Annotated in this window: 12 protein-coding genes and 1 riboswitch; of the genes, 6 read left to right on the top strand and 6 right to left on the bottom strand. The window is 54.9% G+C overall.

The genetic code is table 11. From position 1 onward, the window contains the following. Positions 1-194: 194 nt before the first annotated feature. Together BM007_RS14915 and BM007_RS14920 are read left to right on the top strand one after the other, a co-directional pair. A complete protein-coding gene (locus BM007_RS14915) occupies positions 195-1,436 on the top strand; it encodes an MFS transporter (RefSeq protein ID WP_024908135.1) in 1,242 nt (413 codons plus the stop codon). 15 nt (positions 1,437-1,451) lie between these two features. Then, the gene (locus tag BM007_RS14920) at positions 1,452-2,885 is read left to right on the top strand and encodes a glycoside hydrolase family 32 protein (RefSeq protein ID WP_090419565.1); all 1,434 of its coding nucleotides are present in this window, start codon (positions 1,452-1,454) and stop codon (positions 2,883-2,885) included. Positions 2,886-2,972: 87 nt separating this feature from the next. Here BM007_RS14920 and BM007_RS14925 read toward each other — a convergent pair whose 3' ends face one another. Then, entirely contained in the window at positions 2,973-3,431 is a 459-nt protein-coding gene (locus tag BM007_RS14925) for a hypothetical protein (protein WP_090419569.1), read from the bottom strand. 225 nt (positions 3,432-3,656) lie between these two features. After that, entirely contained in the window at positions 3,657-4,610 is a 954-nt protein-coding gene (locus BM007_RS14930; RefSeq protein WP_090419572.1) for a YadA C-terminal domain-containing protein, read from the bottom strand. Positions 4,611-5,223: 613 nt separating this feature from the next. After that, positions 5,224-5,320: riboswitch (TPP riboswitch) on the top strand. A gap of 35 nt (positions 5,321-5,355) precedes the next feature. Between BM007_RS14930 and thiM the strand changes: the two genes are divergently transcribed. The 3 genes from thiM to BM007_RS14945 are packed head-to-tail and all read left to right on the top strand — an operon-like array spanning position 5,356 to position 7,712. Next, positions 5,356-6,126 carry a hydroxyethylthiazole kinase gene (thiM, locus tag BM007_RS14935; RefSeq protein WP_090419575.1) on the top strand — a complete coding sequence of 257 codons (771 nt, stop codon included), beginning with the start codon at positions 5,356-5,358 and terminating at the stop codon, positions 6,124-6,126. Next, positions 6,123-6,923, top strand: a complete 801-nt coding sequence (thiD, locus tag BM007_RS14940; protein ID WP_090419577.1) for a bifunctional hydroxymethylpyrimidine kinase/phosphomethylpyrimidine kinase — start codon at positions 6,123-6,125, stop codon at positions 6,921-6,923. The genes thiM and thiD overlap by 4 nt, the downstream gene beginning before the upstream one ends. A gap of 42 nt (positions 6,924-6,965) precedes the next feature. Next, positions 6,966-7,712 (top strand): GntR family transcriptional regulator, encoded by a 747-nt coding sequence (locus BM007_RS14945; RefSeq protein ID WP_024908129.1) that lies wholly within the window; start codon positions 6,966-6,968, stop codon positions 7,710-7,712. On the opposite strand, the gene BM007_RS14950 is transcribed toward BM007_RS14945, so the two are convergent. From BM007_RS14950 to BM007_RS14960, 3 genes are read right to left on the bottom strand one after another with little or no spacing between them, the layout of a single operon-like run. Further along, positions 7,686-8,639, bottom strand: coding sequence for a PfkB family carbohydrate kinase (locus BM007_RS14950; protein ID WP_090419580.1), 954 nt, complete (start codon positions 8,637-8,639; stop codon positions 7,686-7,688). The two genes, BM007_RS14945 and BM007_RS14950, sit on opposite strands and share 27 nt — an antisense overlap. After that, complete coding sequence (locus BM007_RS14955; RefSeq protein ID WP_090419583.1) at positions 8,636-9,640, bottom strand: ADP-ribosylglycohydrolase family protein; 1,005 nt, start codon at positions 9,638-9,640, stop codon at positions 8,636-8,638. The genes BM007_RS14950 and BM007_RS14955 overlap by 4 nt, the downstream gene beginning before the upstream one ends. Next, positions 9,637-10,914, bottom strand: a complete 1,278-nt coding sequence (locus BM007_RS14960; RefSeq protein ID WP_024908126.1) for a nucleoside permease — start codon at positions 10,912-10,914, stop codon at positions 9,637-9,639. Before BM007_RS14960 ends, BM007_RS14955 begins: the two co-directional genes overlap by 4 nt. Positions 10,915-11,164: 250 nt before the next feature. On the opposite strand from BM007_RS14960, the gene fbaB reads away from it, so the two are divergent. Further along, a complete protein-coding gene (gene fbaB / locus BM007_RS14965) occupies positions 11,165-12,217 on the top strand; it encodes a class I fructose-bisphosphate aldolase (RefSeq protein WP_024908125.1) in 1,053 nt (350 codons plus the stop codon). Between the two features lie 70 nt (positions 12,218-12,287). Here fbaB and yegS read toward each other — a convergent pair whose 3' ends face one another. Next, entirely contained in the window at positions 12,288-13,187 is a 900-nt protein-coding gene (gene yegS, locus BM007_RS14970) for a lipid kinase YegS (RefSeq protein ID WP_032646512.1), read from the bottom strand. Positions 13,188-13,268: the final 81 nt, after the last annotated feature.

Below are 13,268 nucleotides of genomic sequence, written 5' to 3' on the forward strand. Positions count from 1 at the left end.
GTCGCTGATGTAAAAGGAAGGCTGATGCACAGGCCAGATCAGGCTTACCTCCGTGATGAATATTTGATCGCGATCTCATTCTCTTGATGTTAACGTTAACTTTCGTGATTAACATCTTAAATCTTCACCAAACAGCATGAGAAAGAAATTATGTTAACGTTACCATTGTGTCATTACTCCAACATGAGAATGTCATGATGAAAACGCATCACTCTCACAGCTACCCTTTATTAAGCGCACTACTCTTTTTCTTTTTTGTCACCTGGTCATCTTCCGGCTCGCTACTCTCCATCTGGCTTCATCAGGAAGTGGGCCTAAAAGCGGGGGATACCGGCGTTATCTATGCCGTGCTTTCCGTCTCCGCGCTTTTTGCTCAAATCTGCTATGGATTCATTCAGGACAAACTCGGTCTGCGCAAAAACCTGCTCTGGTTTCTGACCAGCCTGCTCATTCTTTCCGGTCCGGCCTTCCTGCTGTTTGGTTATCTGCTGCAAATTAACGTATTACTCGGCAGTATTTTCGGAGGGATTTATATCGGACTGACGTTTAACGGCGGAATAGGGGTTCTGGAGTCCTACACCGAGCGCGTGGCCCGCCAGAGCCAGTTCGAGTTCGGCAAGGCGAGGATGTGGGGATCGCTGGGCTGGGCGGCGGCAACCTTTTTTGCGGGGCTCCTGTTCAACATTAATCCGAAGCTGAACTTCGCGGTGGCGAGCTGCGCCGGGCTGGTGTTTTTTGTGTTGCTGGCGCGCCTCAGGGTCTCTTCCGCTCCGCACGCCATGCAGGAGGCGGTGTCCGGCGGTAAGGTCACGCTGGAGGATGCATTGCGCCTGCTGACGCTGCCGCGCTTCTGGGCGCTGGTGTTTTTCGTTATCGGCACCTGTATTTATGGCGTTTATGACCAGCAGTTCCCTGTCTATTTCTCGTCCCAGTTCCCGACGTTACAGGAAGGGAACGCCATGTACGGCTATCTCAACTCCTTCCAGGTTTTCCTGGAGGCGGCGGGCATGTTTTGCGCCCCGTGGCTGGTGAATCGCCTCGGTGCGAAAAACGGCCTGATTTTCGCGGGAATGGTGATGGCGATGCGTATGGTGGCATCGGGTCTGGTTGAAGGACCGGTATTGATCTCCATTACCAAGCTATTGCACGCGGTTGAACTGCCCGTTTTGCTGGTCTCCATCTTTAAATACAACAGCCTGCATTTTGATAAGCGGCTCTCTTCCACCCTCTATCTGGTGGGCTTTGCCTGTACAAGCTCGGTGATTGCCTCGGTGCTGTCGCCGCTGGCCGGCTACAGCTATGAGAAGTACGGCTTTGCCCAGTCCTATCTCATCATGGGGTTATTAGTTTTCAGCACCACGTTTATCTCCATCTTCCTGTTGCGCTCGGGTAAGTCCTCTTCTGACCCGCTCATGCCGCAACCTTCCACTATCTGATCAAAGAGTAGAGAAATGACGTATTCCATTACGAAAGCAGAACAGGAACTGCAGTCCGGACGCGAAGGGCTTAACCTGCGCTGGTATCCCCGTTACCACCTCGCCGCGCGAGCCGGCTGGATGAACGATCCGAATGGCCTGGTCTGGTTTGACGGCTGGTATCACGCCTTTTATCAGCATCATCCGTATTCGACCCAGTGGGGTGCGATGCACTGGGGCCATGCGCGCAGCAAAGATTTAGTTCACTGGGAGCACCTCCCGGTTGCGCTGGCACCGGAAGGACCAGACGACAAGGACGGCTGTTTTTCTGGCTCAGCGGTGGTGGATGGCGACACGCTGGCGCTGATCTACACCGGCCACAAATTCCACGGCGATCCCGGCGATGAGGCTAATCTCTACCAGGTTCAGTGCCTGGCAACCAGCCGTGACGGCATACACTTTGTGCGGCACGGGACCGTCATTGACACACCGCCTGGACTGCATCACTTCCGCGATCCGAAAGTATGGCGTGAAGGGGAGTGGTGGTACATGGTCGTTGGCGCGCGAGAGGGTGATACGGGCCAGGTGCGTGCGTACCGGTCTGCCGATCTGCGAGAGTGGCAGGACAGGGGCGTGCTCGCGGTGGCTGAAAAAGAGATGGGCTACATGTGGGAATGTCCGGACTTTTTCACCCTTAATGGTAAACGCGTGCTGATGTTCTCTCCTCAGGGGCTGGCGGCGGACGGATTCAAAAACCGTAATCTTTTCCAGAGCGGGTATCTGGTAGGTGAATGGCAGCCCGGCCAGCCCTTTGTGCGTGAAGGTGAATTTGTAGAGATGGATTACGGGCATGATTTCTATGCGCCGCAAAGTTTCCTGACGCCGGATGGTCGACGCATCGTCATCGGCTGGCTGGACATGTGGGAATCACCTCTGCCGGAACAGGAGGATGGCTGGGCAGGCATGCTCTCCTTACCTCGCGAGCTGACGCTGAGTGCGGATAATCATCTGCAAATGCGGCCGGCCAGAGAAGTTGAAACCCTGCGCGGGGCGTGGTTCCCCTGGCCGATAAGTACGCTTAATAACCAGCAGATGACGCTGGTGGAACACTGCGATGCGATGGAGGTCATTTTGCAATGGGATTGTGCGAACAGCAGCGCGGAGCAATACGGCATTCGTCTCGGCGACGGGCTACGCGTCTATGTTGATGCCCAGATGCAGCGCCTGGTGCTGGAGCGTCACTATTCGCAGTATGGCCTGTGCGGTACTCGAAGCGTCGCGCTTAACCTGAACGACATGCTGAACCTGCGCCTGTTCTTTGATAGCTCGTCTGTGGAGGTGTTTGTCAATGAGGGGGAAGCGTGCCTCAGCAGCCGTATTTATCCTGATGCAGATGGCCGCGAGCTGGCGTTGTTTGCCTGGGCGGGGAGAGCGTCGCTTATCCATGGCGGGGCCTGGCAGTTAGAGTAAATTTATATTTAGGCACGAGCTAAAATAAAGCCCCATACAAATGGGGCTACGTAAATCTTATCAGGTGGTAGCGTAGTGCTAAGATCACTATTTGGATAATTGTGCGTTTACAACTCTCTCTTTTTCGACAACCAGCTGCATAATATAGCTACCCTTGTGCCATGAACCCTTATTTGGCTTCCAGCCTTTCGAAAGCAGATATTCAGCAGCATCAGAGATTGGCTTATTCATAACGCGATCCGCTTCACCTGAAAACTGTTTAAAATCGCCGCTTGCTTTGGCAGGCTTGCTCTCACAACGACCCGCAGCATCCATAACCTGAGTGCAGCCTTCAGGAAGATGCTTATGTGCTGATTGTGCAAGTTGAGCAGCATTCTCCAAAGCCTGTTTTTCAGCAGCAGCGTTAATGGCTGTAGTGCGGTTTTGCTCTGCTATATAACAAGCATCTTTACTAACTCCCTTGCTTTGACAATCCGCCATCCGTTGAGCAGGTGAGGAACACGCAGCAAGAGATAATACAGCCGCTATCATCATTAACTTTTTCATTATTGCCTCAGTAATTACAATTATAAATATAAGTGCCTAACATCAATCCAATCCATATCCCTAATAAAATAAAAGTGAGATATAGAACAGCGGAAATAAAAATGTACTTTGTCATTTTCTTTGCGAGCAGCATTGTATAGAGTTATAGCCAGCTAATTAAAACTCATGTGCGAGTTTTTTTAGCTCACTGGCGGTTCGCTGGCATTTTATTTTAATACTGTAACATCACCATCCGTAAGATGCGGACGCCGCAACAATTTCATCACCGTTGGATGTACCTGATGTAGAGAGGGTAGCGGCTACATTCTCAGCGAACTTATGACGGTAGCCGATTGCATAACCTTGCGCATCTTTGAAGTTGGCAGCGCCGACGGCAACCGCGTTATCTGTATCAACGTAATGCAAACCAGCAAGAGAAGCAGCGCCAGCGATACCAGCACGATATTCCTTGCGATCCTCATTCTGCTGATTCTCCAGAGAAGAGAACTTAGCGTTATTTTGATTCTCTAACGACGTAATACGTGATTCATGATTCGCTAATTGTGCGCTGTGATTCTGAATCGTCGCTTCTTGTGTTTGCTGGCGTGACTGAACGTTAGCAACAGCAGCTTTATTCGCTGCGGCTGCCGTTTGTGCATCTACAGCTAAAGATTGCGCATAAGCGCCCGTATTAAATGCCTGAGTCGCTTTGTCAGAGGCGTCCTGGAGGGCGTGATCTTGTCTATCCTGATCGGCTTTGAAAATGCTTTTATCGACCTTACTTGCAAGCGCTTGTGTATTAGCATCTGCTTTGTTGTTCGCATTGGTGGCGGTGATTTCAGCATGATCAGCAGCGGCTTTAGCCGATGTTGCTATAGTATTAGCAGTAGTAGCTTTTGCATCAGCAGCAAGAGCATTAGTGTTAGCAGTTTGAGCATCAGTTTTAGCACTACCAGCAAGGTTATCAGCGGCGCTAATTGCATTCCATTGATCAGTATTTTCAGTTTTTAAACCTGTGATATCGTTTTGATTCGTAATAACCTTGTTGGCCATTAAATCAAGATCATAACCGGCACCTTGTGTACCAATAATCGTAATGTTGTCTTGATCAGAAGTAACATTAAATGCAGCAGCATTAGCTGTATTAGCAAACACAACACCAAATACAACAGCGATAGTTGATTTATTTAAAAATCTCATTTGAAAGCTCTCATCATCAATGCAAAAAATAAAGTTAGGGCGCTATCCTGGCGGGAAGGTACAACGTCTTGTTATATCTGAATTAATTCACGATTTACGTTGAAAATTTTGGTTTGATAACTTATTTCGTAACGTGTAGTAACTATCTATGAATGTGTAATTTTGATTATTGATCTGGATCATTAACAGCAGGAATAGCTAAACGAGTCGATTAAGAAGGGTTGGGGTAGATAATTATATATTACAACGAGTTAGATATTTGTAATGAATGGAGGAGAAATGAGAAATAAAATATCTATACATTAAATATGTTTAAGTGTTTGGGTGAAAAATCATTAAAAATACAGATAACAGTTTATGTAAATTTATATATTATTGCCGATTATTTATTATCGAATATCCATTCTGCTTCGAATGAAAATGAAATGAGGTCATTTTTGTTCCGGGATATACCAGGAAAAAATATTTATGTTGAAGAGACTAGCGAAAAAGTGTTTAGGGAGATTCATCACGCGATCGCTGCCTTGATAAATCGAAACCTCTTGCGCCTGGCCTGTGGCCCCGGTTACACTAAATTACGACATAGATTTTCAATAAATCATTGTTTTAAAAGTACTTTGACTCGGGGTGCCCTTCTTTGTGAAGGCTGAGAAATACCCGTATTACCTGATCTGGATAATGCCAGCGTAGGGAAGTCAGATGCCTTCCCGGTCATCGCTTCTTCACGCAAGGCAGGAGCGAACCCATGCAGCCTGACCTGCTCGATTTACACGTTTTACACCACTTCCGAACCCGTTCTCCACTGACCCATTGTATGACCAACGATGTTGTACAGACCTTTACGGCCAACATTTTGCTGGCGCTTGGCGCATCACCGGCGATGGTGATCGAGGCCGAAGAGGCCGAGCAGTTTGCCGCGATAGCCGATGCGCTGCTGGTTAACGTTGGCACGCTGACCGCGCCGCGCGCCCAGTCGATGCGTCGGGCAATAGAAAGCGCGGTGGCGGCAGGCAAACCCTGGACGCTGGACCCGGTTGCCGTTGGCACGCTTGCGTACCGTACCCGTTTTTGCCATCAAATTCTCGCCCTTAAACCGGCTGCCATTCGCGGCAATGCCTCAGAAATCCTTGCTCTTGCCGGAATGAGCGCAGGCGGGCGCGGCGTCGATACGACCGATACCGCCGCCAGCGCGGTGCCCGCTGCTCAGGCGCTGGCCCGCCAGACCAATGCCGTTGTGGTCGTCACCGGTGAGGTGGATTACATCACTGACGGACAACGCACCCGAACGGTAACCGGTGGTGACCCGCTTATGACGCGCGTGGTGGGCACCGGGTGCGCTCTCTCCGCCGTCGTCGCGGCGAGCTGCTCGCTGCCGGGCGACCGTCTGGATAATATCGCTGCTGCCTGCGGATGGATGAAGCGGGCTGGAACGGTGGCCGTTGCGCAGTCGCGTGGCCCGGGCAGTTTTGCCAGCGCGTTCCTCGACGCGCTCTACACGCTGGAGGAGCAAGCATGAAGCGGATTAACGCCCTGACCATTGCCGGCACCGATCCCAGCGGCGGCGCGGGCATCCAGGCAGACCTGAAAACCTTCTCTGCCCTTGGTGCGTACGGCTGCTCGGTCATTACCGCGCTGGTGGCGCAAAACACGCGCGGCGTGCAGTCGGTCTACCATATTGAGCCAGATTTTGTTGCCGCACAGTTGGATTCCGTGTTCAGCGACGTGCGCATTGATACCACCAAAATAGGCATGCTGGCCGAGACGGACATTGTTGAAGCGGTGGCCGAGCGGCTTAAGCGTTATGCGGTGCAAAACGTGGTGCTGGATACCGTCATGCTGGCAAAAAGCGGCGACCCGCTGCTCTCCGCCTCTGCCGTGGAAACCTTGCGCAAAAAGCTGTTGCCACAGGTGGCGCTCATCACGCCCAATCTGCCGGAAGCCGCCGCGCTGTTAGGCACATCGCACGCGCAAACGGAACGCGAGATGAAAGCGCAGGGGAACGCGCTGCTGGCAATGGGCTGCGGGGCAGTGCTGATGAAGGGCGGGCATCTGGATGACGCGGAAAGCCCGGACTGGCTTTTCACCCGCGAGGGCGAAGTGCGCTTTACCGCGCCGCGCGTGCAGACCAAAAATACCCACGGCACGGGCTGTACGCTTTCGGCCGCGCTGGCGGCGCTGCGTCCACGGCATGACGGCTGGGCCGATACGGTGCGCGAAGCGAAAGCCTGGCTCTCGGCGGCGCTGGCGAAAGCCGATACTCTGGAAGTGGGTCACGGTATTGGGCCGGTTCATCATTTTCATGCATGGTGGTAAGCCAGTATACTGGCAGAATACATCACGCCTGAGAAAACAGAGATGGAACAAGCGCATACCCGGTTAATCGCTCAACTGAATGAACGGATCGCCGCGCCCGATAACACGCCGCTGTACCTGAAGTTTGCCGAAACGGTAAAAAATGCGGTGCGCAGCGGGGTGCTGGAGCACGGGAATATTTTGCCCGGCGAGCGCGATCTGAGCCAGTTGACCGGGGTGTCACGCATCACCGTGCGTAAAGCGATGCAGGCGCTGGAGGAAGAGGGCGTGGTGACGCGCGCCCGTGGCTACGGGACGCAAATCAACAATATCTTCGAATATTCGCTTAAAGAGGCGCGCGGCTTTTCCCAGCAGGTGGTGCTTCGCGGTCAAAAGCCCAATACGCTATGGGTCAACAAGCGGGTGGTGAAGTGCCCGGAAGAGGTGGCAAACCACCTGTCGATTCTTCCGGACAGCGAGGTCTTTTTGCTCAAGCGCATTCGCTATGTGGATGACGATGCGGTGTCGATAGAAGAGTCCTGGGTGCCGGTTGGGCTCATTCCCGATCCGGATGCGATTGGCATTTCGCTATACGACTACTTCCGCAGTCAGAATATTTTCCCGCAGCGCACCCGTTCACGGGTCAGTGCCCGCATGCCGGACAGCGAGTTTCAGGCGCACATTAAGATGGACGAAAAAATACCGGTGCTGGTGATCAAGCAGGTCGCGCTTGACCAGCAGCACCGGCCGATTGAGTACAGCATCAGCTACTGTCGCAGCGATCTATACGTCTTTGTGTGCGAGGAGTAATTCGTCGCGAGTCGGGGCGCAGTCTCCGCCTCGGTGGCTGACTACCCAGGACGCCACGGCATTCCCCAGCAGAACGGCGTCTGCCAGTGACCATCCCGCCGCCAGCCCGGCAAGCGTGCCGCCCGCGTGGCTGTCGCCAGCGCCAATGGTGTCCACAACCGTCGCCGGGAACGCCGGAACAACGCCCGAGGTCTTACCGTCATACCACGTGGCGCCGTCTTTATCATGCCGCACAATCAGCGCGGCACCGAAACGCAGCGGCCACTCCGCACCCAGATCTTCAGCCGCGACACCCAGTCGCTCGGCTGCGATCTCCGCTTCCTGACGATTAAGCGACACAATCGGCCTGCAGGCCATAATTCGCGCCATCAGCGCGTCGGGAATATCCGCGATGCGGGGACCGAAATCGATAAAGGCCGTCACGTCCGGCAACCTCTCCAGCCAGCGTGTCAGCAGCTCGCCGCTGGGCGATGCCAGCTGATAGCCGGACAAATAGACCAGGCTGTTCGACGGGATATTAAGCACATCAAGCCAGCGCTGCTGCCACTGGTTCTCCACGCCGCTAAAGGACATAAAGGTGCGCTCGCCGTCTGGCTCCACCAGCGCGAGGCACCAGCCGTTATCGCCAGTTTCAGCCTCAATGGCGCTGTGCAGATCCTGCTTCGCCATGGCGTTGCGAATGATGTCCGCCCACACGCCGTGACCGACGGGCAGGGCGTTTTGCGCCGTAATGCCGAGCCGTTTCAGGGCGATGGCAATGTTCAGCGCGCAGCCGCCGATATTCACCCCCTGCTGTTTGAGCTCGATATCGCACCCGCGCCAGGGTAGGGCGTAGGCGTCGGCGATGACGTCAATCACCGCTGCGCCCAGCACCGTCACCGGGCGCGTGGCGTGCAGATTTTCGAGACGTTGGGCAAATGCATTCATACGCCCTCCCTTTGCTCCCTGAAGTGCAGCAGTTTCTCGCAATAGTGGCCGAAATCGAGCCGGTTGACGGCGTCGAGTTCAGCTTTGAGCGCCGGGTCAATCGCCTGCACGCCGTGGAGCGCACCGCAGATGGCCGTCGCCATCGCGCCAATGGTGTCGGTATCGCCGCCCAGATTGGCGCATAAAATGGCGCAGCGGTTCGGGTCGGTTCCCGCCAGTTCGACCATCGCAATAGCTGCCGGAACGGACTCAATGGTGCTGGTTCCGGCCCCCACGAGCTGGTACACCTGCTCGCTGGCGGACTCAATCCCGTTGGCTTCCCGCACGGTCTTAAGGGCCAGCTCAATACGCGCCGCCAGCGACGCGCTGAAGGTGGTGGTTTTCGCCTCCTGCGCATAGCGGGCAATACCCGGCAGGGCATCGACGATGTTCTGCCAGCTTTCGCCGTCGACGGCGCGCGAAATAGCCCAGGCAATCACCACCGCGCCGGCAATGGCGAGATCGGATTTATGGGTCGGGCTGGAGGCCTGCGCCACCTGCTCAACAAAGTGTTCCAGACGCGTGGCCGGAAGCAGGCAGCCCAGCGGGGAGGCGCGCATCGCCGCCCCGTTGGTCACGCCGTTGTTTTCCAGTTCGCTAACCGGTTTCCCGTCGCGAATCGCGTTAAGCGCGATTTTGGAGGTCGGGCCGAGCACGTTCTTATTGAACGCGTCGAAGTCGAGCGCCCATTTCAGGATATGCTTGCCGATAACGTCCGGGTTAATCTCCCCGTCGCACTCGACGATCGCGTCCGCCAGGCACAGCGCCATTGAGGTATCGTCGGTGAACTCTGCCTGTTTGAAATAGCAGGCCGCATTATTCTCTGCCGGGCCGGGTAAAAAGCGGTCGATCCAGCCAAAGTGGGCCTTGACGCGCTTTCTCGGCCACAGCTCCGACGGCATGCCCATCGCATCCCCTAACGCCTGCCCGTAAAGGGCCCCGAGAACACGTTCTTGTTTCATTTAACTTCCCCTTGTGTCAGCGCGGCATCGCCATCAACCACCTCAATTGCGGTGATCTCTTTATCCGATTCGCGGAAAAACAGCATAAACAGCACGGCAATCACGGCAATCATGATTGCACCAAACGCCCACATTCCGGCCCAGTTGAAGGTCAGCCCATTCACCGGCTCTTTGTATGCGAACATTTTTTCCATCATCACGCCGCCCAGGCGGTAACCCAGCAGGCTACCAAAGCCCTGGCAGCACAGCGTAATCAGGCCCTGCGCGGCGGTGCGCATGTGCACCGGCGCTTTTTTATCCACGTAGATATACGCCGTAACGTAGTAGAAGTCGTAGCTCACACCGTGCAGCAGAATGCCGAGGAACAGCAGGGCGTAGGTGAAGTACTGTTCCGCTCCGCCGTAAACAAAGAACCCGTAGCGGATGGCGGCTGTAATCAGGCCCAGCAGTAAGACCTTCTTAATACCAAAGCGTTTGGTAAAGAACGGCAGCGCCAGCATAAAGAAGATTTCGGAGAACTGGCCGAGCGTCATCCAGCCGGTGGCGTTTTTCATCCCCACTTCGGTGAGATAGCCGTTAGCGAAGATGTAGTAGAAGGCCAGCGGCATGGCGAACAGGAACGAGCAGAAGAAGAACACCAGGAAGTTTTTGTCGCGCAGCAGGATCAGCGCGTCCAGCCCTAGCATCACCTTGAAGTCCAGCTTGCCGGTGCTCTTCGGCGGGGTGTTCGGCAGGAACAGGGCAAACACGCCGAGCAGGGCTGAGCTGGCTGCGGTCATCAGCAGCGGAATATTGGTATCGGAAATATCGCTGTAGCCCAGCATCTGCGGCAGGAATCCGCACGCCAGCCCGGAGGCGATCCAGCCGATGGTGCCCATCACGCGGATACGCGGGAAATCGGCCTCTACGTCATCCACGTTGGCGAAGGCAATGCTGTTGGTCAGCGCGATGGTCGGCATATAGGTCAGGGAGTAAACCAGCAGCAGCGGGAAGAAGGTGCTGAACTGGGTTTGCTGTGCGGCGAAGTACATCAGAATGGCGCCGGCGAACATCAGCACCGCCAGCACTTTCTGTGCGGCGAAGAAGCGGTCCGTCAGCGAGCCGACCAGAATCGGTGAGAGGATAGCGGCAATGGCGGTACAGGCGTAAGACCAGCCAATTTCCCCGGCGGTAAAACCGCTTTTGCTCAGCCACAGCCACAGCGGCACAAACCACGCGCCCCAGATAAACCATTCAACAAACATCATGAATGACAGTTGGACTTTCGTTTTCATTTTTTAATCCTGCATGTCAGAGAGGGTACGCCTTTAACATACCACTTAATAATACCTTTTAAATACCTTTGCGGCGATTGTTTGATCAATGTAACAGTTTTGTTGTACACGAATCGAGCCAGCAGATTGTGCTGAAAAAAAATGCAAAGGGTGGAAAATCTGTTAAGTCGGTACCAGGCTTAGTCTGCCCATAAAAGATGGGACTGGATAAACACACACCGACACGACGTCGGACTTACGGGAGTATCACATGACTGATATTGCGCAGTTGCTTGGCAAAGACGCCGACAGCCTTTTACAGCATCGTTGTATGACCATTCCAGCCGACCAGCTGTATCTGCCTGGTCATGACTACGTTGATCGCGTGATGATCGATAACAACCGTCCGCCTTCGGTCCTGCGAAATATGCAGACGCTCTACAACACCGGACGGCTCGGCGGCACCGGCTATCTCTCTATTCTGCCGGTAGACCAGGGCGTTGAGCACTCGGCGGGTGCCTCTTTCGCGGCGAATCCGCTGTACTTCGATCCGAAGAACATTGTTGAGCTGGCGATTGAAGCGGGCTGTAACTGTGTAGCCTCCACCTACGGCGTGCTGGCTTCGGTTTCGCGTCGCTATGCCCACCGCATTCCGTTCCTTGTGAAGCTCAACCACAACGAAACTCTGAGCTACCCTACCGAATATGACCAGACCCTCTACGCCAGCGTCGAGCAGGCGTTCAATATGGGGGCGGTGGCGGTAGGGGCGACCATCTATTTCGGTTCTGAGCAGTCTCGTCGTCAGATTGAAGAGATCTCCGCGGCGTTTGAACGCGCGCACGAGCTGGGCATGGTCACCGTACTGTGGGCGTATCTGCGCAACAATGCGTTCAAGAAAGACGGCGTGGACTATCACGTGTCGGCCGACCTGACCGGGCAGGCGAACCACCTGGCGGCGACCATTGGCGCAGACATCGTGAAGCAGAAAATGGCCGAGAATAACGGCGGCTATAAAGCAGTGAACTTTGGTTACACCGATGACCGCGTTTACAGCAAGCTGACCAGCGATAACCCGATCGACCTGGTGCGCTACCAGCTGGCGAACTGCTACATGGGCCGTGCGGGGCTGATTAACTCCGGCGGGGCGGCGGGCGGTGATACCGACCTGTCAGACGCGGTGCGTACGGCGGTTATCAACAAACGCGCGGGCGGCATGGGGCTGATCCTTGGCCGTAAGGCGTTTAAGAAATCGATGGCCGACGGCGTGAAGCTGATCAATGCGGTACAGGACGTCTATCTGGACAGTAAAGTCACGATTGCCTGACGCCTCCATCTCCCTCTCCCTGTGGGAGAGGGGTGTGGGGTGAGGGCATCATCGCGCACCGTGTGAAACATCAGCGCAAAAGCACACAGTCCGGCGGCAACCGACACTGCAGCGCGCCGGGCAACACCTCAATGCGGAACTGTGTTCCGCTCAGCGGCTCTCCGTCGAGGTTAAACGTCATCCCGTGCGGCGCATTCACCTCAAACCATGCGGATTTACCGTCAATGATATTCGGACTCTCTTCCGGCTGCGTCAGCGTGGTAAACAGCGCGGGCAGCAGGCCGTCGCCCGTAAAAATACGCAGCTGTAGCTGGCCGTCATTGATCAGCGCCTCCGGGCACAGCTGCTGCCCACCGCCTGCCTGACGACCATTGCCAATGCCAATCACCAGCGCGTCACCCTGCCACTGAAAATCCTCACCCCGAATTTCGCAGCGGTCAGGCTTGAGGGTGTCCATGCGCATCAGACCGTGGATGAGATACGATACGCCGCCCAGCGCCGCCTTTAGCTTTTCCGGCGTTTCGCTGGTGATGCGCGTGCCAAACCCGCCGGTCGCCATATTGATAAAGCAGGTTTTATCATTCACCTGCGCAATATCCACAGCGGTGGCCTTGCCGAGGATCGCCAGCTGGAGCGCCTTCTCTAACTCCTCGGGGATCCCGGCGCTGGTGGCAAAATCATTGGCGGTGCCGAGCGGTAAAATGCCCATCACCGGGCGGTTTGCCGGGGGGAGGTCGATCAGCGCTGACGCGATCTCATTGATGGTGCCGTCGCCGCCGCCGGAAATGATGGTGTTGACGCCAAGCCCGAGGGCTTCATTGATATACCGTGCCGCGTCGCCTTTTTCCCAGGTTACCCTTACGTGGATGCGCGCGCCGTCGTCACGCAAACCTTGAATTGCCTGACGCAGCAGATCGTTGCCCGCACTTTTGCCATTGAGAATCAATAAACTGTCTTGATAGGTTGCCATCCGCGCTGCTCCCTTTTTTAGCGTTAGTAAGAGTGTATAGCAGAGGGGAAAAAAGCGGGTAAGAACAGGATGAAAGGAAAA

It is taken from the genome of Enterobacter sp. NFIX59 (assembly GCF_900113755.1).
Taxonomy (GTDB): domain Bacteria; phylum Pseudomonadota; class Gammaproteobacteria; order Enterobacterales; family Enterobacteriaceae; genus Enterobacter; species Enterobacter pseudoroggenkampii.

Bases quoted from the DNA above. Each gene is read 5' to 3' on its own strand.
- yegS (WP_032646512.1), bottom strand. From the start codon at position 13,187: ATGGCAACCTATCAAGACAGTTTATTGATTCTCAATGGCAAAAGTGCG.
- thiD (WP_090419577.1), top strand. From the start codon at position 6,123: ATGAAGCGGATTAACGCCCTGACCATTGCCGGCACCGATCCCAGCGGC.
- thiM (WP_090419575.1), top strand. From the start codon at position 5,356: ATGCAGCCTGACCTGCTCGATTTACACGTTTTACACCACTTCCGAACC.
- BM007_RS14960 (WP_024908126.1), bottom strand. From the start codon at position 10,914: ATGAAAACGAAAGTCCAACTGTCATTCATGATGTTTGTTGAATGGTTT.
- BM007_RS14955 (WP_090419583.1), bottom strand. From the start codon at position 9,640: ATGAAACAAGAACGTGTTCTCGGGGCCCTTTACGGGCAGGCGTTAGGG.
- BM007_RS14915 (WP_024908135.1), top strand. From the start codon at position 195: ATGATGAAAACGCATCACTCTCACAGCTACCCTTTATTAAGCGCACTA.
- BM007_RS14950 (WP_090419580.1), bottom strand. From the start codon at position 8,639: ATGAATGCATTTGCCCAACGTCTCGAAAATCTGCACGCCACGCGCCCG.
- BM007_RS14930 (WP_090419572.1), bottom strand. From the start codon at position 4,610: ATGAGATTTTTAAATAAATCAACTATCGCTGTTGTATTTGGTGTTGTG.
- BM007_RS14945 (WP_024908129.1), top strand. From the start codon at position 6,966: ATGGAACAAGCGCATACCCGGTTAATCGCTCAACTGAATGAACGGATC.
- BM007_RS14925 (WP_090419569.1), bottom strand. From the start codon at position 3,431: ATGAAAAAGTTAATGATGATAGCGGCTGTATTATCTCTTGCTGCGTGT.
- fbaB (WP_024908125.1), top strand. From the start codon at position 11,165: ATGACTGATATTGCGCAGTTGCTTGGCAAAGACGCCGACAGCCTTTTA.
- BM007_RS14920 (WP_090419565.1), top strand. From the start codon at position 1,452: ATGACGTATTCCATTACGAAAGCAGAACAGGAACTGCAGTCCGGACGC.